General features: G+C 46.2%; 18 protein-coding genes. 15 read left to right on the forward strand and 3 right to left on the reverse strand.

Annotated elements, in window-relative coordinates:
* Positions 1-15 precede the first annotated feature (15 nt).
* On the reverse strand, positions 16-1,287 hold the full coding sequence (ftsW, locus tag J2T19_RS01375) for a putative lipid II flippase FtsW (RefSeq protein WP_307212277.1): 1,272 nt from the start codon (positions 1,285-1,287) through the stop codon (positions 16-18).
* A 13-nt stretch (positions 1,288-1,300) separates the two neighbouring features.
* Positions 1,301-1,648: a YugN family protein gene (locus tag J2T19_RS01380; protein WP_056696340.1), complete on the reverse strand. Its 348-nt coding sequence runs from the start codon at positions 1,646-1,648 to the stop codon at positions 1,301-1,303.
* A gap of 209 nt (positions 1,649-1,857) precedes the next feature.
* Here J2T19_RS01380 and J2T19_RS01385 point away from each other — a divergent pair, with 209 nt between their 5' ends.
* The 8 genes from J2T19_RS01385 to J2T19_RS01420 all read left to right on the forward strand — a co-directional run bounded on the left by J2T19_RS01385 (position 1,858) and on the right by J2T19_RS01420 (position 10,265).
* Positions 1,858-3,030, forward strand: a complete 1,173-nt coding sequence (locus tag J2T19_RS01385; protein ID WP_307212283.1) for an amidohydrolase — start codon at positions 1,858-1,860, stop codon at positions 3,028-3,030.
* A gap of 222 nt (positions 3,031-3,252) precedes the next feature.
* The gene (locus tag J2T19_RS01390; RefSeq protein ID WP_307212286.1) at positions 3,253-4,941 is read left to right on the forward strand and encodes a DNA repair helicase XPB; all 1,689 of its coding nucleotides are present in this window, start codon (positions 3,253-3,255) and stop codon (positions 4,939-4,941) included.
* Positions 4,928-6,715: a helicase-associated domain-containing protein gene (locus tag J2T19_RS01395; RefSeq protein ID WP_307212289.1), complete on the forward strand. Its 1,788-nt coding sequence runs from the start codon at positions 4,928-4,930 to the stop codon at positions 6,713-6,715. The genes J2T19_RS01390 and J2T19_RS01395 overlap by 14 nt, the downstream gene beginning before the upstream one ends.
* A gap of 180 nt (positions 6,716-6,895) precedes the next feature.
* On the forward strand, positions 6,896-7,333 hold the full coding sequence (locus J2T19_RS01400; RefSeq protein ID WP_145045462.1) for a YlbF/YmcA family competence regulator: 438 nt from the start codon (positions 6,896-6,898) through the stop codon (positions 7,331-7,333).
* A 76-nt stretch (positions 7,334-7,409) separates the two neighbouring features.
* Positions 7,410-7,673 (forward strand): YlbG family protein, encoded by a 264-nt coding sequence (locus J2T19_RS01405; RefSeq protein ID WP_056696929.1) that lies wholly within the window; start codon positions 7,410-7,412, stop codon positions 7,671-7,673.
* Positions 7,674-7,886: 213 nt separating this feature from the next.
* A complete protein-coding gene (locus J2T19_RS01410) occupies positions 7,887-8,324 on the forward strand; it encodes a hypothetical protein (protein WP_056696348.1) in 438 nt (145 codons plus the stop codon).
* 132 nt (positions 8,325-8,456) lie between these two features.
* Positions 8,457-9,365 (forward strand): selenium metabolism-associated LysR family transcriptional regulator, encoded by a 909-nt coding sequence (locus tag J2T19_RS01415; protein ID WP_128102720.1) that lies wholly within the window; start codon positions 8,457-8,459, stop codon positions 9,363-9,365.
* A 30-nt stretch (positions 9,366-9,395) separates the two neighbouring features.
* Positions 9,396-10,265, forward strand: coding sequence for a PHP domain-containing protein (locus J2T19_RS01420; protein ID WP_307212296.1), 870 nt, complete (start codon positions 9,396-9,398; stop codon positions 10,263-10,265).
* 159 nt (positions 10,266-10,424) lie between these two features.
* Here the strand turns inward: J2T19_RS01420 and J2T19_RS01425 are convergent, their stop codons facing one another.
* Positions 10,425-12,191 carry an Rqc2 family fibronectin-binding protein gene (locus J2T19_RS01425; protein WP_307212299.1) on the reverse strand — a complete coding sequence of 589 codons (1,767 nt, stop codon included), beginning with the start codon at positions 12,189-12,191 and terminating at the stop codon, positions 10,425-10,427.
* A gap of 391 nt (positions 12,192-12,582) precedes the next feature.
* Between J2T19_RS01425 and J2T19_RS01430 the strand changes: the two genes are divergently transcribed.
* The 7 genes from J2T19_RS01430 (at position 12,583) to rpoZ (ending at position 20,800) form a co-directional block, all read left to right on the forward strand.
* The gene (locus J2T19_RS01430; RefSeq protein ID WP_307212303.1) at positions 12,583-15,393 is read left to right on the forward strand and encodes a calcium-translocating P-type ATPase, SERCA-type; all 2,811 of its coding nucleotides are present in this window, start codon (positions 12,583-12,585) and stop codon (positions 15,391-15,393) included.
* 205 nt (positions 15,394-15,598) lie between these two features.
* Positions 15,599-16,432 carry a diaminopimelate epimerase gene (gene dapF / locus J2T19_RS01435; RefSeq protein WP_307212307.1) on the forward strand — a complete coding sequence of 278 codons (834 nt, stop codon included), beginning with the start codon at positions 15,599-15,601 and terminating at the stop codon, positions 16,430-16,432.
* A 219-nt stretch (positions 16,433-16,651) separates the two neighbouring features.
* On the forward strand, positions 16,652-18,541 hold the full coding sequence (locus tag J2T19_RS01440) for a bifunctional homocysteine S-methyltransferase/methylenetetrahydrofolate reductase (protein ID WP_307212309.1): 1,890 nt from the start codon (positions 16,652-16,654) through the stop codon (positions 18,539-18,541).
* Between the two features lie 19 nt (positions 18,542-18,560).
* Positions 18,561-19,460 (forward strand): YicC/YloC family endoribonuclease, encoded by a 900-nt coding sequence (locus J2T19_RS01445; RefSeq protein WP_307212314.1) that lies wholly within the window; start codon positions 18,561-18,563, stop codon positions 19,458-19,460.
* Between the two features lie 51 nt (positions 19,461-19,511).
* Positions 19,512-19,772 (forward strand): extracellular matrix/biofilm regulator RemA, encoded by a 261-nt coding sequence (gene remA / locus J2T19_RS01450; RefSeq protein WP_006209218.1) that lies wholly within the window; start codon positions 19,512-19,514, stop codon positions 19,770-19,772.
* A gap of 13 nt (positions 19,773-19,785) precedes the next feature.
* The gene (gene gmk, locus J2T19_RS01455) at positions 19,786-20,358 is read left to right on the forward strand and encodes a guanylate kinase (protein ID WP_307212317.1); all 573 of its coding nucleotides are present in this window, start codon (positions 19,786-19,788) and stop codon (positions 20,356-20,358) included.
* 226 nt (positions 20,359-20,584) lie between these two features.
* Positions 20,585-20,800 (forward strand): DNA-directed RNA polymerase subunit omega, encoded by a 216-nt coding sequence (gene rpoZ, locus J2T19_RS01460; RefSeq protein ID WP_056696365.1) that lies wholly within the window; start codon positions 20,585-20,587, stop codon positions 20,798-20,800.
* Positions 20,801-20,906: the final 106 nt, after the last annotated feature.

Here is a 20,906-nt window from a genome sequence, read left to right on the forward strand (position 1 = left end):
TTTTACGTTCTATGATTATCTAATGCGGCGAATGGATTCTCTTGAACGAAGGGCAGGAGAGGTTCGAGTCTGTACGGTTACGGACTTTGTTCTCTCTTCCTTGATTACGTCTTGATTATTGGTGCGGGAAATACTAAGCAAGATGCCCATAGCGACCATCATGACGAAGAGTGACGTGCCTCCATAGCTGATAAACGGCAGCGTGACACCTGTGACAGGTATAGTCTGAGTAACGCCGCCGATATTAATAAAGGCTTGGATGGCGATGAGTCCCATGATTCCGATGCCGACCAATGTACCGAAAGGATCGGGACAGCGGAGAGAGACGATGATGCCTCGCCATATAAAGTAGAGATAGACGAGTAGAAACAAGGTGCTTCCTAGGAACCCAAGCTCTTCACCGATGACGGAGAATATAAAGTCATTATACGCATTCGGCAGGTAATGTAGTTTAATTGTACCTTGTCCAATACCTGAACCTGTAATCCCGCCATCTCCAATCGCTACAAGGGAGCGATAGAGGTTAAGGCTTCCATCGGTAGGGTCAGAGAGCGGGTCAAGGAATGCCTGAATCCGTCCGATTTTATAGTTCGTTTTTGCTTCGGTTATTGTATTATCTGGAGTAGACATGGAGGAGAACAAGGCGTTGGCTCCAAAAGCCAGCGCCCCTCCTAGCACAACGAGCATAATAGAACCCATAATGTGCTTCATGCTCGCACCCCCTGCATAGATCACCAAACCACACGTGGAGACCAGAATGAAGCAGGTACCAAAGTCAGGCTGCAGCATAATGAGTCCGGCAATGAAGCCTACAATGATAAGGACAGGAAAATAACCAGTTTTAAGATCTCTAAAGCGTTCGCCTTTCTTGGTGATTAGCGCAGCGAGATACAAAATAATGGCGATTTTGGCGAATTCGGCTGGTTGAACACTAAAACCAAAAACTCCAATCCAACTGCGAGCACCGTTAATATTCCTACCGGCTATAAGAACAAGCAGCAGCATAACCGTCGTGAAGAGAAAAAAGGGTGCATACAGCTTTTTGTACTTCGTAAAACGAATATTCATAGCAAAAAACATACCAACTACACCAATGATAGCCCACATAAGTTGTTTTTTCGTGAAGAACAGGGGATCATTGTTAAAGCGTTCGCTTGCAATTGCAATGCTGGAACTGGAGCTGAATACCATCACCAGTCCAAAGCCCACCAACAATAAAGTGAGGATTAGCAGTTGGAAATCCGGCGTGCCTCTCTTCGTTTTCGTTTGGGCTGTTTGTTGTTTCATCGCTCAGCCCAACCTAAGCTTCCAGCAGTTCTTTGAGCTGCTGTAATTTTTGAGCGGCCAGCTTCACGACTGGCTGTGGAACGGTAGTATCATAATCCAGACCATGCGGGAAAGTAGCTTTTCCTAGATAGACTGCTTCTACAGAAAGAACAGAATCTGGTTTTTCAAGCTTGCCATCCACAACACGGGTATTAATACGTACAAAGTATTCCGATTTAGTAAGTTCATCTTCAATTTTGTAGTCATATGTAGCACGGTAATACTCCCATTGCCACCGGACAAATCCGACTTTCTCGGCGCTCTCATCCAGGTATGCCAAGTCGCTTTTCAAGCCATCTAAGCCTGTATTCTCAAATATCATAAGCGTTTGATCCTCCTCATAAGCTTCCGAGTATAATTTCTCGTTGTTTCTCTAGTTTATGATAGTATGTTTCCCCTTCCCGTGCAAGCTTTCAAGGGCTTGTTCATATCGGTTTTCTTCCAATTCTGCTACAATATACTGCAATAGGTTTGAAGTGAGAGGTTCGGGCTTGATGAAAGTACCGATCGAGAGCGAAAGGATGAGGAAATATGACAAATAATATATGGTGGGATGATCTGCAAATCCATATGGTGGAGTGGCGCCGTCATCTTCATCGCAATCCTGAAGTTTCCTTTCATGAGGAGAAGACCTCATCTTTTGTAGCAGATATGCTGGAAAGCTTTGGCGTGGAAGTGAAGCGTCATGTGGGGGGGCATGGAGTTATTGGTACGATCCGTGGAGATCAGCCAGGCCCTGTGGTCATGCTTCGAGCTGATATGGACGCTTTGCCTATCCAAGACGAGAAGGATGTAGAATATGCATCTAGAAAAGATGGAGCCATGCACGCATGTGGTCATGATGGACACGTTTCGATTCTGCTAGGAACAGCATTGTATTTCAGTCGTAATAGGGCTGCAATTAAAGGAGAGATTCGTTTTCTGTTCCAACCAGCAGAAGAGTTACTGCCTGGCGGAGCAGTTCACGTCATTGCCGACGGTGGGCTTGATGGCGTAGATGTCATCTATGGAATTCATCTGTGGACACCTCTCCCTGTAGGTGTTGCAGCGAGTACGGCGGGATCAATGATGGCTGCTGCAGATGATTTCTATATTGAGATCACAGGCAAAGGTGGTCATGGCGGGATGCCGCAGTCGACTGTGGACAGCTTGGTGGCAGGTTCAGCACTGGTGATGCAATTACAGACGGTAGTTAGTCGTTCCGTCGATCCATTGCGTCCGGCGGTGCTGACGATTGGTACCATGCAAGCTGGAGCTGCACAGAACGTTATTGCGGAATCCTGTAAAATGAGTGGCACGGTCAGAACGTTTGATGAAGAGACCCGATCGGGGATGAAAGAACGCATTCACATCATGGTGGCTCAGACGGGTGCAGCCTATGGAGCTAAGACGGATATCAAATATATTATGGGTTACCCGCCAGTTGTTAATGATGAGCGGGAAACAGAACGATTCTTCCAAGAAGCGGTGCATGTATTTGGCGCACAAAATGTACAAGCTTCACCAATGATCATGCCTGCAGAGGATTTTGCTTATTATTTACAAAAAATTCCTGGATGCTTTATGTTTGTTGGTGCCGGCAATCCAGATAAAGGCGCAATCTATCCGCACCATCATCCGAAGTTTGACTTTGATGAAGATGCGATGCAGCATGCAGTTAAGCTGTTTATTGCTATGGCGACAGGCTATACGGCTGAATTATAGAAGTTGTTAAAAAGTCCACCGTCCTTTTTGAACACGCACATATAGAATGATTAACCAACTCATTGGGCATCCTTAAACAAAGGATGCTCTTTTTTTATTTGAGCGCTAGATCGGTAGTAGGTTCATAAGGTTCATTTTCGGAGCTTACCGGGACTGGGCTTTTTGTCATGCGTGTGATACCCATCCAGCAATGAACAGACCAGCAGTTAGGAGGCGTGTGTAATGGAAATCTCAGGTGCCTGTATTGTCCAACGGGATTTTACTCTATTACTTGAGGTAGGTCATCCCCAATTTGAACAAGCTAGATCACAGATCGGCATGTACGCTGAACTCATTAAAACTCCGGCAGGCTTCCATACGTATCGGATGACTTCTTTATCGCTGTGGAATGCGGCGGCCATTGGTTGGAATGCTGATCGCATTATCCATAGCTTGGAGTCTATTTCGCGTTGGACTGTGCCTTCAGCGTTGATACAAGATATTCGGAGAATCGTTGAACAGTATGGCAGGCTGAGGCTGTACTGGGATCATGATCAGGAGAATATGCGTCTAGTTGGAGACCATGAGCAGCTGTTGAATGAAATATCCATGTTGAAAACAGTTGCGGCCTTTCGAATGGAACGTGCTGCACCTGAGGAATTCATCGTGCGAGGAGAACAACGTGGGTTGTTGAAGCAGGAACTCACTCGCCTAGGCTATCCGGTTCTTGATTATGCAGGCTATCGTCAAGGAACACAGCTTCATTTTGACTGGAAGAAGACAGACAACGATGATGCGTTTGAGCTGCGTTCCTATCAGCAAAGAGCGATAGAAGCATTCGAGGGTAGCGAAGGGATGGGTGGAAGTGGGTTGCTGGTATTACCTTGCGGGGCAGGCAAAACGGTTATTGGTATGGGGGTATTAGAACGACTTCAATGTGAATGTCTTATTTTGACCTCGAATACAACATCGGTACGACAATGGATTGAAGAATTACAGCGCAAGACAACGATTACTGGAGAACTCATCGGCGAATACTCAGGTCAGAAAAAGCAGGTGAGGCCAATCACTGTGGCAACGTATCAGATTCTAACTCATCGAAAGTCCAAGGATGCTGATTTTACCCATATCAAACTGCTTAGTGAACGGAAATGGGGATTGATCATCTATGACGAGGTTCATCTGCTTCCAGCACCTGTATTCCGAGCGACAGCGGATATTCAAGCTACTCGAAGATTGGGATTGACGGCAACATTGGTTCGAGAAGATGGCTGTGAGCAAGATGTTTTTTCGCTGATTGGTCCTAAATTGTACGACATGCCTTGGAAGGAGCTAGAACAGCAGGGCTGGATTGCAGATGTGAAATGTCAGGAAATACGGATTCCGTTACCTCCTGAACTCAAATTGACCTATCTGGAGGCAGAAGGGAAGCATAAGTTTCGCCTAGCCGCTGAGAATCCGGCTAAATTAGATGTAATTAGAAGGCTTTTAGATCATCATCAAGGTCTTCCTGCACTTGTCATTGGACAGTATTTAGATCAACTGGAGACCATTGCCCGGGAAATTGACGCTCCTCTCGTATCTGGTGCAATGTCACAACAAGAACGAGTGAAATGGTTTGCTGCATTCCGGCGCGGCGAGATTCAAACGATTGTTGTCTCTAAGGTAGCGAACTTCGCTGTTGATCTGCCTGATGCGGCTGTTGCCTTGGAAATATCGGGTAGTTACGGTTCAAGGCAAGAAGAAGCACAACGTTTGGGACGAATTTTAAGACCTAAGCCAGGGGATAATCAAGCTTATTTTTATGCGCTTGTATCTGAGGATAGCAAAGAACAAGAGTTTGCATTGCGGCGGCAGATGTTTTTGGTGGAGCAGGGTTATGAATATGCGATTGTTCGTGAAAGGAGTGCACTAACCAATGCGGAATCATAACACACAACAAATGCAATGGAGTACAAAGCTCCTATCAGGTGCGGAGCAAATCGTACTAAGTACCCTTTTTCGGCAGCATGCTGGAGCCTTTTTCTCTCCGAAGTTTTCTTCCGCAGTGTGGGTAACGGAGGGATTGAGTGGTGCCGAGGCCAGGGTGGCTCTAATCGGTCTTAGGCAGAAGGGTTGGATCAAAACGACTCGCAAAACCTGGGGGGAGCATCTGTACTATATTCCTAATGTCCTGCTTCCCCAATTGACTGAAGCTTTTGCCATTAAAGTTGGGGCTGGAAATACACATGATGGGTCAGTGGATGCGCAGCAAGTTGAACGATCTGAAATGATAACAAAGGATCACATACAGGTGCTTTATGAGCCCGAAGTGGATATTGCTGCTGAGCTTCTTCATCTTATGGCATGGATCATTCATGAGGGCTTGCCATTAACCAGTAAAGGTACAATACATAAAAAATCGATTCGACAATTATGTAACATAACTGCGTTGCATGAGAGTCATTTTCAAGCACTGCATATTCGTTATGATGATCCAGAGGTATATCCTGTTCATATCGCCATCGTACTGGATTTGCTTTTGCATTTAGGGTTGCTTGAAAAGAGTGATAAACACGTGTTCGTATCCAATGAACAGTTGCAAGCCTGGATTAATCGATCTTGGTCGTCTATGTATTGTGAAATTTATAACATTTGCGCAGAGCGTTACGGAACGTCCGAACCCTATGCTCAGCATTTTCGATCTCGATTGCTCATACTTGCACCCGCAATGAATGAGTGGTTTCCTATCAGACCTTTGCTTCCATGGAGGGACGAGCTACAGGTCGAAGAACAAGATTTATTAAGATGTGAGAATTCCAATCCAAAGAATTTAACGTCTCTACATGTTGTTCAAAGCTGGCTACGAGCTCTTGTAGGCTTGGGGTTCGGCGAAGTAGGTCACGATGATACAGGTGAAGTGGTCTATCGTTGGTTAGTTCCACCGGCCGATTTATGCTACTCGGCTCATCCACTACAGGATAAAAGGTTAGAAGAAGAGAAATCGGGACTGTTTATACAGCCGGATTTTGAGATTTTACTTCCCCCCGAAGCACCCCCGCATATCCGCTGGAGACTGGGGCTATGTGCTGATCTTGTGACTCGTGATCGAATGAGTATTTACCGGCTCACAAAAGAATCGGTAATGAAATCAGTAAGGATTGGCTTTACGCTAGATCAGATCGTTCTTTTCCTGAATAATCATGCGATGACTGGCATTCCAGAACATGTACACTTGGCTCTGCAACACTGGGGACGAGTGTCGGAAGAACATTTAGCTAAACCACGTAACTCAAGTGACTTCACTCTAGAAGTGGCACATCAGGGTGATGAATCAGCCGACAATCTAAATGTACGAAGCCAGGGAATCATACACACAGTAGATAAAACTTACGAGGAAGAAGATGAACCATACGTGATCACAGAACGAGATAACCTATGGCCTGGTTATAAGGATATTCCAGAAATGTGGCACAGAGAATGGAGGAAGTACCACCTATCAACGGCTCGGCAAATAGCCTCCAAGGCGATTGAATGGCAGACAAAGCTAGAGCTGAAACGAAATGAAGATATAGTCTATATCATACCGGATCGGATTGAGGGTCACGGTGAATGGATATTATCGGGTTGGGTGACATTCAGTAACGGAGAGAATGTCTCTGAGCGACAGGTGCTCTCTCCAAGAGACTGGGGCAGCATACGGTTAATTGTTCCTGAGCATGAATGAAGTGACGCCTAGTATGGGGCAAGAGTGAGATAGATTATATCAATAGACCTTGATCAACTTAACCCTCTGCGTTACCTTGTTTTCTATTTGCAGGAAAAACGCTTCTTAACTAATCGGGGATATGCTATGATAATGTAATCTACCTTACGTAGAACTTTATATATAGATAGGATGAATTTCATGAGCGTAGCGGAATTGAACACGGTCGATATGGCCCAAGTGTTAACGGGCGCATATGAATTAGGCGACATGATTAACCAATCTGCCGAAGTATCGGATTATTTATATTGGAAACAGCAAGTTGAGACGAACCCGGAGATTCAAGCCGGTATACGCAAGCTGAATGCCAAGAAAGAGCTATTCGAGGAAACACAGCGCTTTGGACATTTTCATCCAGACTTCCATGCAGCCAAAGATCAGGTTACAGCGTTGGAACTAGAATTAGAGGGTTTTGAGGCAGTGGCGCGTTTCAAGCAGGCTGAGAAAGCCCTGGACGACATGCTACATCAGATGTCAGAGACGATTGCTTATGCTGTGTCTACTACAATTAAAGTTCCAAGTAATGATCCGAATCCCAAAGGTGGTTGCGGAAGCGGCGGGAAGTGCAGCTGCGGTTAAAGTGACGTTTGATTTAATCCATTAGGCCGGACTGCGGGAGCATCCGGTCTCCATGATCGAAAGGCGGGGGAAGAAGATGTTTGCGGAAAGGACAGGATTCATTATTTGGGTAAGTGATTTGAAAGCGGCTCGTAATTTAGAAAAGTATGGCACTGTTCATTACATCTCCCGTCGTATGCATTATGTTGTGATGTATGTTAATGCAGAACGTGCTGAGGATACGATGAAAAATGTGAAACGACTTTCCTATGTGCGCAAAATTGAACGTTCCTATCGGAACGAGATCAAAACGGAGTACGCCAGTAAAACGATGGACAAGACAAGTTATTACGGCATCTAAATATCAAAGTATGATCGCAAAACAAACGATTATCTATGATTCATGGTGCATCAAGTATATAGAGTGACTCCTCGGAGTCGCTCTTTTATTCAATTAGCATCGGACATGTCTTGTGAAAAAATCTTAACATATACCTTGAGCTTACGGGACTTATGTTGTAATATATTTGGTAATAAATAGATAGAAAGTCCTATCTGGTGGAGAGTGATTCCCATGCGTGATAAGGTGATGCAACGTTGGAGCACCTACGAGCCGTTTTTCGTAGCTCTTGGAGACAAAAAAGTGGCAGACATCGTCATTACCCATCATGCCAAGATGCGGTATGCAGATCGCATAGAGCCGACACGTAATGATGATGACCATATTGCGGCATGGTTATGGGAGTGTCTGAAGCAGGATCGTATTACACCATACTACCGTAATGAGCAGGATGTATACCTCATTGATGAAGATCTGGTTGTTGTTGCTGAATTTTCCGAACTTGAAGGGGAATATGATATTGCTGGCAATCCACTTCACAAAATGATTGTGGTTACGTTTCTGGGTCGTATGTCAGAGACCATTGAGCTACGTGATTTGAAATCGTATTATTCGTGGCTGAGACATTCAAGACGGATGACTCTAGTCAAGAACAGTCGCAAGCATAAGTGATATCGGGAGATCTCACATGTTCTTAAATGATAGATTCAGGCTACATGGCATGCAGACAAGCTGCATGCTTTTTTTGTTGGAATTCGCGAAATCGGATACAATGAGGGTAGTGTACAGAAGAGGGGCGAAGATATGAATTTCCATCAATTACACATTTTCTATACGGTTGCCGAAAAGGGAAGCTTCTCTGCGGCTGCTCAGGCGTTACATATGACTCAACCTGCGGTGACGATGCAGATTCAGTCGCTGGAGGATTACTTTGGCACCAAACTACTGCATCGTTCCACCAAAAAAATAGAATTATCTGAGGCGGGAATGACATTGCTCCCTCATGCGAAACGAAGTGTTGAACTGGTTAGACACACAGATGAAGCGATGTCTGCATTCACACAAAAGCTCCAGGGGAGATTACAGCTCGGGGCTAGCTTGACGATTGGAGAGTATGTGTTACCTCGAATGCTGGGACCTTTTGCTCGTCAATATCCCGATATTTCAATCGTGATGAAAGTCATGAATACAACACAAATTATGGATGAGATTCTGAAGCACCAGCTAAACTTTGGCTTGATTGAAGCACCTATTCATCATCCAGATATGATTGTAGAGCCTGTTATGCGGGATGAGCTGAAGCTAATCGTTCCAGCGGGTCATGCCCTTGCACAGCGGGGTGAGGTAGAGCTGGAAGAAGTGATGTCATATCCATTTGTGTTGCGGGAGAAGGGTTCGGGGACTAGGCAAGTGATGGAGGATCAGCTGCAAAAAAGAAAAATAGACCCTCAGGATATGAACGTAGTCATGGAGCTCGGCAGTACAGGTGCGGTAAAATCAGCCGTTGAGGCTGGTGTGGGCATAACGATGTTATCACCGTCATCTGTTCAACACGAAATTGCGCTTGGTCTGGTTCATATCGTCGATATTCGTGGGCTGGAATTCAAACGTCAATTCTATGCGATTCATCTCAAATCTTCGTTACTACCCTTATCAGCGGTAGCTTTTCTGAACTATTTGCGGGAGCAGGAGCAGGTCGAGTTACAACAATAATTCAAGCCATATCGAAGGGAGTCGTTCTAGATGAATCAGCCTAACGGACGTTGCGATCTTCATACACATAGCCAAGCTTCTGACGGGATGCAGTCACCCGCCGCTAATGTGGAGCTTGCTAAACAAAAAGGTTTAGCGGCAATGGCCCTTACGGATCATGATACGGTGGCGGGTGTTGCTGAAGCATTACGTGTAGGTGAAGAACTGGGGATTGAGGTAGTTGCTGGCGTTGAAATTAGTACTCGTGCGGGTGGAAAAGACATCCACGTGCTTGGCTATTATGTAAATATTGAGGATAAGACGTTTCTGGAGCGCTTGCGAAACTTAAGGGAAGCCCGTGAGGAGCGCAACCATCGGATTATTGCCAAGCTGCAAGAGCTGGGACTCGCGATTAACTGGCAGGAAGTAATTGAAGGACTCGGACGTCCACTGGAGCCGGATGAGAGCATTGGCAGACCACATATGGCTGATGTACTAGTAAGTAAAGGATATGCGACGGATATGCGAGATGCATTTGATCGTTATCTAGCAGAAGGAAAGCCGGGATTTGTGTCAGTTCCCCGGGTGGCTCCAGAGGAGGCGTGCCGATGGATTCGGGAGGCAGGCGGAGCTGCTGTTATAGCACATCCTGGTTTGTATGGGAATGACGAGCTTGTTCGAGAGATCATTCAGAACTCGAAACCTGACGGCATTGAGGTGTTCCACTCGGATCATGATTTGGCAGAGGAGCGTAAGTATGCTGACATTGCCCTTGAATTTGGCTTGATTCAGACCGGAGGGTCAGATTATCACGGTGAGAGGCAAGGCGTGGTATTCCATGGGGATCTTGGCAGCAAGTCGGTAGCAGTTGACGTGTTGCAGAACCTGCAAACAGCAGCGAGGCGCAATAGGGAGTCTTGATCGTTGGTTTTGGTTTGATTAGAGAGCCTAAGCACAACGTAGAAATGATTTCTCTTTCCGAAATGAGTAGTCGGTTCAATAATTATAAAAATCCCCTAACCATGCGATGGTCAGGGGATTACTTGTTTTTATTTATACTTCTATAGGGCGAGAAATGATTTATCCATTTTTGATGGTGGAAGGCAGACTCTTGATCAGTTCCTCATTGGGTGTAACAAACAAGGTTTTCTGGTGATCATAGATGACAAAACCAGGTTTGGCACCGCTTGGTTTACGAACATGGCGGATAAACGTATAATCCACAGGTACGCTGCTGGACTCTTTGGCTTGACTGAAATAGGCTGCAAGCTGTGCGGCTTCTTCCAATGTAGCTTCGCCAAAATCGGTGCTGCGGATGACAACATGTGATCCCGGGATGTCTTTGGTATGCAGCCACGTATCATTAGCGGATGCAAGGCGGTTCGTCACATATTCATTCTGCAAATTGTTCTTACCTACAAGAATATCAATCCCCTCTGAGGAGGTGAACTGATGTACAGTAGGACGATCATTTTTCTTTTTCTTTTTGCCCTTTTTGTTACGGTCACGAAGGTATCCCTGTTGCACAAGCTCATCTCGAATTTCTTCAATGTCGTTCATGGATGCGATGGATAGCTGTTGCAGCAGGTTGTCGAGATAAGCGATCTCGTCCTTCGTTTTACCAAGCTGATCATGAATGACAGCTAGACTGTTCTTGTACTTGTTATACCGCTTGAAATAACGTTGAGCGTTATCGGACGGCGTAAGTAACGGGTCAAGCTGGATCGTAATGGTTGCTTGATCTTCATCATAGAAATTAACAAGCTGAGCTGTTTTGTCGCCTTTGTTAACCTGGTGCAGCGAGGCAAATAGAAGCTCTCCCCACAATCTGAACTTGTCCGCATCATCCGCTTCTAGTAAATCCTTATTCAGGTTATCCAACTTTTTGATATTTTTACTTCGTTCGTTTTGCAGGAAGCGGAGCAAGTCACTTACTCTTTGCTTCACGGTATCCCGCTCCGCTTTATCTCCGTAGTAATCTTCCATACATCTGCTGATCGTGTCATACGTTTTCTCGCCATCTTGAATGCTCTGAAGCTGGATGGCAGAGAAGATCATTTTGCCCTTGGCGTTCATGCCAGTGACAGGGGTGTAGACATGGTCCTTCACGAGTCCCATTACGGATTCAAAAGCACTCCATAGCGCTTCCGCCTCGATGCGGCCCTCACCCTCGGTAGAAGTTAGCTTTTCGCTATCAGCAGCAACGGCTCGAGCAGTAATCTCACTTGCAATTAGCGGACTTAGACCGCTAAACGCATTCACGAGCCAGCGTGAAGCATCCTCTTCGGCAGTGGTGTAGCTATTCTCGAACTCGGGTTTGCTTATTTCAAGCGGATTGCTCTTATGTTGTTCGGGCGGCGCAGTATACGAGAAACCAGGCATGACCACCCGGTAACTGCTGATGGACGGAGTGACATGGTGAATACCGTCTAGAATAGTTTCCGTAATGGGATCAAGCAAAATAATATTACTGTGCCTTCCCATAAGTTCAATGATGATGCGTTTTACTGAAACATCTCCCAATTCGTCGCGCTGCCGCACATCGATATGGATGATACGCTCCATGCCGATCTGACGAATGTTCTCTATAATTGCCCCTTCACAATGTTTACGAAGCAACATACAGAACATCGGTGCTTCCGTGGGATTCAGGAATGTCTTTTCTGTATAATGCACGCGGGGATAGGTTGGACTTGCTGATACAAGCAGTTTACTGTTTCCACGCTGAGCACGCAGGGTGAGCACGACATCATGACCATTAGGCTGATGGATTTTACTAATACGTCCACCGATACAACCTTGCAGTTCATGAACAATGGCTCGGGTTACAATGCCGTCGAGTGCCATTTTCTCCACTTCCTCTCTATTGAGCGTCTGGCTTCATGCTAGACGCTACATCTATATGTGCGTGTTCAAAAAGTCCAGTTTTTGAACAACTTTTTAAGCTCAAACGATCAACCGGGCTATGTATACAAAAGATAGTGCGGTTGTAACTGTTCTGTTATTTACCTATGGAGACGCTGAACTCAATTACACAGATATTCACAGACTTTTATTTTAGCCTATTATGCCCCTTAGGGAAAGGATTCACCTTCCGTGTGCTAATCAAGGCCCTGTCCGAATACATATAGATTAGGTAGTTTGTCCGGCGTAGTGTACAGCCTGTCGACCAGCAAGCCGGTGATGCATGTGAGCTAGTTTTGCAGATGAAATACAGACTGGGAGGGAACCAAGGAGCATGGAACATACCAAGTGGCATCAGCTAAGTGATGAAGAGCTGCGTAATACTCTTGGCGTTAGCCCGCAGGAGGGATTAACGGACGAAGCTGTAACAGAGAAGAGGAAAGTTGCCGGTTCAAACGAACTGAGCGAAGGAAAACGTATATCTCCAATCACATTATTGCTGAATCAGTTTAAAGATTTTATGGTACTGGTGTTGATGGGAGCGACGCTGGTATCCGGACTGCTCGGGGAGTATCTGGACGCGGTAACGATTGTAGCCATTATTGTACTCAACGCTATTTTGGGGTTTGTACAGGAATTTCGGGCGGAGCGATCTCTTCGTGCCTTGAAGCAATTATCAGCTCCTGCCGCCAAAGTACTTCGATCAGGACAAGAGATTCAGGTTGCGGCTAAACTGCTTGTACCTGGTGATATTGTACTCGTTGAAAGTGGGGATCGTATTCCTGCCGATGTGCGCTGGCTGGAAACGAACAGCCTGGATGTGGAAGAATCCGCTCTGACTGGTGAATCCGTACCTGTAAGCAAGCATTGTATGCCTATTGCCGCTGATGATGTGCCGCTGGGAGATCAGAAGAACATCGGATTCATGGGAACGATGGTAACACGCGGAACGGCACGCGGTGTTGTTATTCGTACGGGTATGGATACCGAGATGGGCAAAATCGCTGATCTGATCCAAAATACCGATGAACAGGAAACACCACTACAGCACAGGCTTGAACAATTGGGGAAAATTTTGATTTTTGTCGCTCTTGGACTCACTGTCATGGTTGTCGTTGCAGGTATTCTTCATGGACAACCAGCTGTAGGCATGTTTCTCGCTGGGGTCAGTCTTGCGGTTGCCGCAATTCCAGAAGGATTGCCCGCGATTGTTACCATCGCTCTGGCGTTAGGTGTGCAGCGTATGATCAAGCGAAAAGCCATCGTGCGGAAATTGCCATCTGTCGAAACGTTAGGCTGCGCATCAGTCATATGTTCAGATAAGACAGGGACACTCACCCAAAACAAAATGACGGTAACAGATGTCTGGTTAGAAGGCCGTGGAATGAAGGTAACCGGGGACGGGTATTCGCCAGAAGGACAAATGCTTGAGAATGGACGTCCTGTTGATCTGAAGAGTGACCAGACGTTGCGACGCCTATTGCAGATCAGTGCTCTTTGTAATAACGCAAGTATTGTTGAGAATAGAGGAGAAGAGCTTCGGAATAAGAAAAAAGGCAAAGATTCGAAGAAAGATTCCGACCAAGATGTGGTTTGGGAACTGAAAGGTGACCCGACAGAGGGCGCACTAGTTGCGCTGGCTTCCAAAATGGGACTAACACCTAACGGGCTCAAAGAATTATACGCACGTCAGCAAGAGTTCCCATTCGATTCTGATCGAAAGCGTATGTCTGTCCTTGTTCATCATCAGGGAGGACGAATGATCTACACCAAGGGTGCTCCTGATGTCCTGATTGGGCAATGTAACTACATTTTATGGGAGGGTAAAGTAGTCCCCTTCACAGGAACCTTACGCCAGAAGGTCATGGCTGCAAACGAAAATATGGCTGCATCAGCACTTCGGGTGCTTGGGATGGCTTATCGTGATGTACGACCAGAAGAAAGAGTCGAAGATGAGAACGCTGCGGAGAGCCAGCTTGTGTTTGTAGGCTTAGCAGGCATGATTGATCCACCGCGCCGTGAAGTTAGGGATGCTATTGCAACCTGCCGCAGAGCAGGTATACGAACGGTGATGATCACGGGTGACCATGGCACAACCGCTGAAGCCATTGCACAACAACTCGGCATTCTTCCGCGAGGAGGAAAGTCATTAAGTGGACTTCAGTTAGCGGGCATGGCGGATGAAGAACTGGATAAACACGTTGAGGGGATTTATGTCTTCTCCAGGGTGTCTCCTGAGCATAAATTACGAATAGTCAAATCGCTACAAAGGAAAGGACATGTCGTTGCGATGACGGGGGATGGCGTTAATGACGCTCCGGCCATCAAAGCGGCAGACATCGGGATTGCGATGGGGATTACCGGCACTGATGTAACGAAAGAAGCATCTGCCCTGATTTTGAGTGACGATAACTTCTCAACTATTGTAGCTGCTATTGAAGAAGGGCGTAACATCTATGAGAACATTCGTAAATTTATTCGTTACTTACTTGCCTCCAATGTGGGTGAGATATTGACCATGTTCTTCGCAATGATGATGGGTTTGCCTTTGCCACTCGTACCGATCCAGATTTTATGGGTCAATCTCGTGACGGATGGTCTTCCAGCTATGGCGCTGGGCGTGGATCAGCCAGAGAAAGATCTCATGGAGCACAAGCCACGTGGTGCGAAGGAAAATATTTTTGCCCGTAGATTGGGCTGGAAAATTATAAGTCGTGGTGTGCTGATCGGTTTATGTACGCTGGGAGCCTTCTGGCTCACATTACAGGCCGCTCCAGATCATCCGGGTCAATTGATCAAGGCGCAGTCTGTGGCTTTTGCGACATTGGTTCTGGCTCAACTGATCCATGTGTTTGACTGCCGGAGTTCACGTTCTATTTTTCATCGGAATCCGCTTCAAAACAAATATTTGGTTCTTGCCGTCATTTCATCTGTCGTGCTGATGCTGATTGTGATGTACGTAGAGCCGTTGCAACCGATCTTCAAAACTGTACCACTCGGCTTGCGTGAATGGGCGATCTGTATCGTTGCTGCTGGAATTCCTACGTTCCTTATGGGAGCAGGCAGTGTGTGGGGAGGCCGCCGCAACCGTCGCCGTATGGGGCCAGGCCGTTTCGTTCCGAAAAGTACAAAGTTTTCTGCATAAAATCAATACCTTTTACTTCGCATTTTCGTTATGCTATCCTCAAATTGCTCGAAGAGAACGTCTTCGGCATTTTGCAGGATAGCTTTTTTTTGGAAGTGGAGCTTCATCTCCTCCTCCAGTTATGAGAGCCTGACTTTTCGAAACATACAACTTGATATGAATAAATGCTTTGGCAGCATACTGCCAAAAGGAGTGGGAAGATCATATGGAATTTACGAAAATGCATGGACTAGGCAACGACTTTATCGTTGTATTTGGAGAAGAGAAGCTTCCCGCAGACGCGCCAGAATTGGCTGTGAAATGGTGTAACCGATTTTTCGGCATTGGTGCGGATGGGCTCGTCTATATACTGCCTTCCGAGAAAGCAGATTTCCAGATGCGCATTATGAATTCAGACGGTTCCGAGGCCGAGCAATGTGGTAATGCCATTCGGTGTGTCGCAAAATATGTGTATGATCACGGTCATGTATCCGGCGAGAATATTACGATAGAGACGATTGGTGCAGGCGTACAACCGGTTAACCTTAACATTCGTGATGGTAAGGTAGAGACGGTTCGTGTGGATATGGGTGAGCCGATTTTGGACGGGCTTAAGGTTCCAACGACAGTGGATGCAAATCCTGTGGTTAATCATTCCATTGAAGCGAATGGTCAACAATTTAAGTTCACCGCTGTATCCATGGGGAACCCGCACGCTGTTATTTATGTAGAAGATGCTGTGAATTTTGACCTCTCAACATGGGGGCCACTGCTAGAAGTACATCCGATGTTTCCGAAAAAAATGAATGTGGAATTCGCCACTGTTCGTGACCGCGGTTATGTAGATATGCGTGTATGGGAACGTGGAGCGGGGCCAACGCTGGCATGTGGAACAGGAGCCTGTGCAACACTCGTATCGTCCGTTCTGAACGGACACACCGACCGTACTGCTGTCGTTAGCCTCAAAGGTGGAGATTTGCACATTGAGTGGAATGAAACAGATAACCACGTTTATATGACGGGACCTGCGGAAGTTGTGTTCAAAGGGATCACCTCATAAAATGGAGATTTAAGCCAAGAGAGGCCTGTGCGCCTCTCTTTTTGTATTGCAGAAATAGAATTCGGGTATATATGTTCAGCCATACATTCCATGAGAACAGACAGAACAGAACATATATCATCATAATTCCGGGAAAAAACCTGTGTTTTCCTTCGTTTTTTAGCGTTTTTTGTGTTACATTAGTATGAAATTGATCACAGCCAGGCGGGGGGAAATGGGATGAAGGCGGATTTACGGAGCGTAATGCAGGAGCGGGTTCTCGTGGGAGACGGGGCGATGGGAACATTTCTTTATCAAATGGGATTCCCGGTAGGCATTTCATATGAAGAGTTGAATTTAATTTCACCTGAAGTGGTGGCTGATGTACATCGTCGTTATCGAGATGCAGGGACTGAAATATTCGAGACGAACACATACTCTGCCAATTATGATAAGTTATCCAAGTTTGGCCTGGAGTCTAAGGTTGAGAATGTGAACCGGGCTGGTGTGCGTATCGCCAAGGAAGTGGCAGGTAGTCAAGGTTATGTGCTTGGTGCTGTAGGTTCAATTCGCGGGGGGAAACGCACGAATGTATCTACAAGCGAACTGAAACGCTTTTATGAGCAACAGATTTTTGCACTTCTTGACGAAGGAGTAGACGGCATTCTCCTTGAAACCTTCTATGATATCGAGGAGATGGACATTGCCCTTCTGCAGACTCGTAAGCTGAGTGACCTGCCCGTAATTGGACAATTTGCGGTGGAGCATGTTGGTCATACACTGGATGGATATACAATGCCTGAGGCGTTCCGAATTATGCGTGAACAAGGTGCCGATGTGATTGGCTTCAACTGTCGCACAGGTCCTAACGGTATTATGCGTGCGATGGAAACGGTATCTGGGCGGATTGGTATTCCAATGTCCGTCTATCCTAATGCGGGAGCCGCAGATTACGTAGATGGTGAATTCCGTTATGGTGCAACTCCGGAGTACTTCGGTCAGACAGCAGTACAGTTTGCCGACTTGGGTGCTCGGATTATCGGCGGTTGCTGCGGAACAACGCCTGATCATATCGCTGCTATGGCTGGAGCCTTGGCCGACTATCAAGCTGCTCCGATTGTCCAGCCTGACCTAACAGATCCCAAACCACGCATTGTCCTACATGAACATGTGGATGAACGTGCTGGTCGTGGAGGACAACCTACAATTGTTGATCTAGTGAAAGAGCGCCATACGGTTATCGTTGAACTTGACCCACCACGTGATCTGGATATCGCCAAATTCATGAAAGGTGCCGAGGTTCTAAAAGCAGCAGGAGCTGACGCATTAACACTCGCTGACAACTCGCTTGCTGTTACCCGGATGAGTAATATGGCTCTGGGACATCTCGTTCAAGATCGCACGGGACTGCGCCCACTTGTGCATATCGCATGCCGGGATCGTAATCTCATTGGTACGCAATCCCACATGATGGGCTTTGATGCGCTTGGAATTAATCATGTGCTCGCCGTAACCGGAGATCCAGCCCGTTTCGGTGACCTCCCGGGTTCAAGCTCGGTATATGACCTAACTTCCTTCGAAATTATTCGGATGATTAAGCAACTGAACGATGGTGTAGCCTTCTCGGGTAAACCGCTCAAGCAAAAAGCAGGATTCGTTATTGGAGCTGCATTCAATCCAAACGTGAAACATTTGGACAAAGCCGTTCAACGATTGGAGAAAAAGATTGCCTCCGGCGCCGATTACATCATGACCCAGCCGATTTACGATCCACAATTAATTGCCGCAATGCATGAAGCAACCAAACATCTGGAAATCCCTATTTTTGTTGGCGTAATGCCGCTCGCAAGTGGACGAAATGCGGAATATCTCCATAACGAGGTGCCGGGAATTCAGCTGTCGGATGAGGTGCGTTCACGCATGGCTGGTCTGGAAGGCGAAGAAGGCCGCGCGATGGGCGTGAAAATCGCCAAGGAACTATTGGATGTAGCCACCACGTATTTTAAAGGCATCTATCTAATGACGCCATTTATGTTCTACAACATGACGGCGGAACTTACGCAATATGTGTGGGAGAAGTCAGAGCACCAATGTCCTACTTGTTTCAACCCTAATAATCAATTACAATAGTGTAACGGATGTGATGCCGATGTCATTCAGTATGACCGGATACGGTCAATCCGCTTTTCATTTTGGCGGCTATAAGGTACAGTTGGAAATCAAATCGGTCAATCATCGTTATTGTGAAGTGATGATGCGTCTACCAAAAGAGTGGACATGTTATGAAGACGGATTGAGGAAAATCGTACAGGGCCGTTTGAAACGTGGGCGGATTGATGTTTATGTAATGAAAGAAAAAGATGAAGACCAGGCTCTTCCTGCCGTGCTCAATGAGCAGGCGGTTAGAGCCTATCTGCAGGCTGCAGAGCAGTTGGAGACCCGGTATGGGATGCAGGGCAAACCGACCATTATGGACATACTTTCGTTGCCAGATGTCATGGTTCATTCAGAAGGGGTTAATCTTCTGACGGAAGAACAGAAGGACGAATGGGAACGTGTTCTGCGGGAGGGACTTGAAGAAGCTCTGTCCGGTCTGGAACAGATGCGCGCTCGCGAGGGTCTTCATCTGGCCAGTGACCTGGAACGACGAATAAGTCGTCTGGAGTCACTGCATACCGAGATGCTTACTCTTGCACCTACTGTGGTAAGTGATTACCGCAACAAGCTAAGACAAAGGCTTACGGAAATGCAGGAAGAAGGCTCTTTCCCTTTTGATGAGCATAAATTGGGTATGGAAATTGCTGTGTTTGCCGATCGTTCTAACATAGAAGAAGAGCTTACGCGTTTACTCAGTCACTTTGGACAGAGCAGGGAACTGCTGAAGAGTGATGAACCTGTGGGACGCAAGCTGGACTTTCTTATTCAAGAGATGAATCGTGAAGTTAACACGATTGGATCAAAAGCCAACCATTTGGCTCTAGTGAACCGTGTTGTCGAGATGAAGGCGGAACTGGAGAAAATTCGTGAGCAAGCAGCGAATATCGAATGAACGGTCATATTTCGGCAGAAGAGTCGCATGTATAGGGGGAAGAACCTGATTATGGCAATCAAACTCATTAACATTGGATTCGGTAACATCGTATCGGCGAACCGGATTATATCGATCGTAAGCCCGGAATCGGCGCCGATCAAGAGAATTATACAAGAGGCAAGAGACCGTCATATGCTGATTGATGCAACGTATGGAAGACGTACTCGTGCCGTAATTATTACGGATAGTGATCATGTCATTCTGTCTGCGGTACAGCCAGAAACGGTTGCCCATCGTCTTTCTTCGAAAGATGATGATAACGACGAATAAAATGGAGTGTAATATGTCTAAGGGATTACTGATAGTGTTGTCCGGCCCATCTGGGGTCGGGAAGGGTACAGTATGCAGCGCGCTGCGCAAACGGGTGCCGAATTTGACTTATTCCGTATCGGCAACAACCCGCCAGCCTCGTCTGGGTGAAGAACATGGAGTTAACTACTTCTTCCATTCGCATGATGAGTTTCTTAGTATGATTGCTGAAGATCAACTGCTGGAACATGCAGAATATGTTGGCAACTATTATGGAACTCCACGTGATTTTGTGGAGAAAACAATTAACGAAGGCCGCGACATCATTCTTGAGATTGAAGTCCAAGGTGCGTTAAAAGTAAAAGAAAAGTTCCCGGATGGGATCTTTGTGTTTCTACTCCCTCCTTCTTTGGACGAGCTTAAAGATCGCATTCAAGGCCGCGGTACCGAAAGTCAGGCAACAATTGACCACCGGATGTCCGTTGCTGTAGATGAGATCAGCTTATTGGAGCAGTATGATTACGCAGTTGTTAATGATGAAATTGATTTGGCGTGTAAACGAATAGAAAGCATCATTATCGCCGAACATTGTAAGATCAATAAATAATCTCTTTTACCGCAGCAACATGCGATATTCCACACGACTACAGTCATAGGATATACAGATAAAGAACGTGTTCGTGTGGATGACGGATACAGACTGGACTGTGTAGGTGCATGTTCAAATTAATCGTGTTTTCATTACCGTGAAAATGATCGATTTGAACAGCTTCTTGAAGTTCAGTCTGGCGGTGAAGGGTGATTATACTAATGTGAAGAGGTGTTTTGTAACTATGCTGTATCCTTCTATTGATGAAATGATGAACAAAGTCGACAGCAAGTATTCTCTTGTTGTTGCTGCTTCTCGCCGGGCTAGACAACTTCGTGAAGGCGAAAAATCCGATCTGAGAAATGCAAAATCCAATAAACAGGTTGGCGTTGCGCTTGAAGAGATTTATGGTGACTTGCTCGTTGTCATCAAAGGACAGGACGAAGAAGAGGAAGAGTAAGCCGTCAGCGGCTGCTCTTCAACTGCATACGGCGTAAGCCGGATTTATTTGACAACCGCGAGGTTGTTATTTTTTTCTCTATTGAATTCTTCTCATAACGAACTAA

Source organism: Paenibacillus tundrae (assembly GCF_030812775.1).
Taxonomy (GTDB): Bacteria; Bacillota; Bacilli; order Paenibacillales; family Paenibacillaceae; genus Paenibacillus; species Paenibacillus tundrae_A.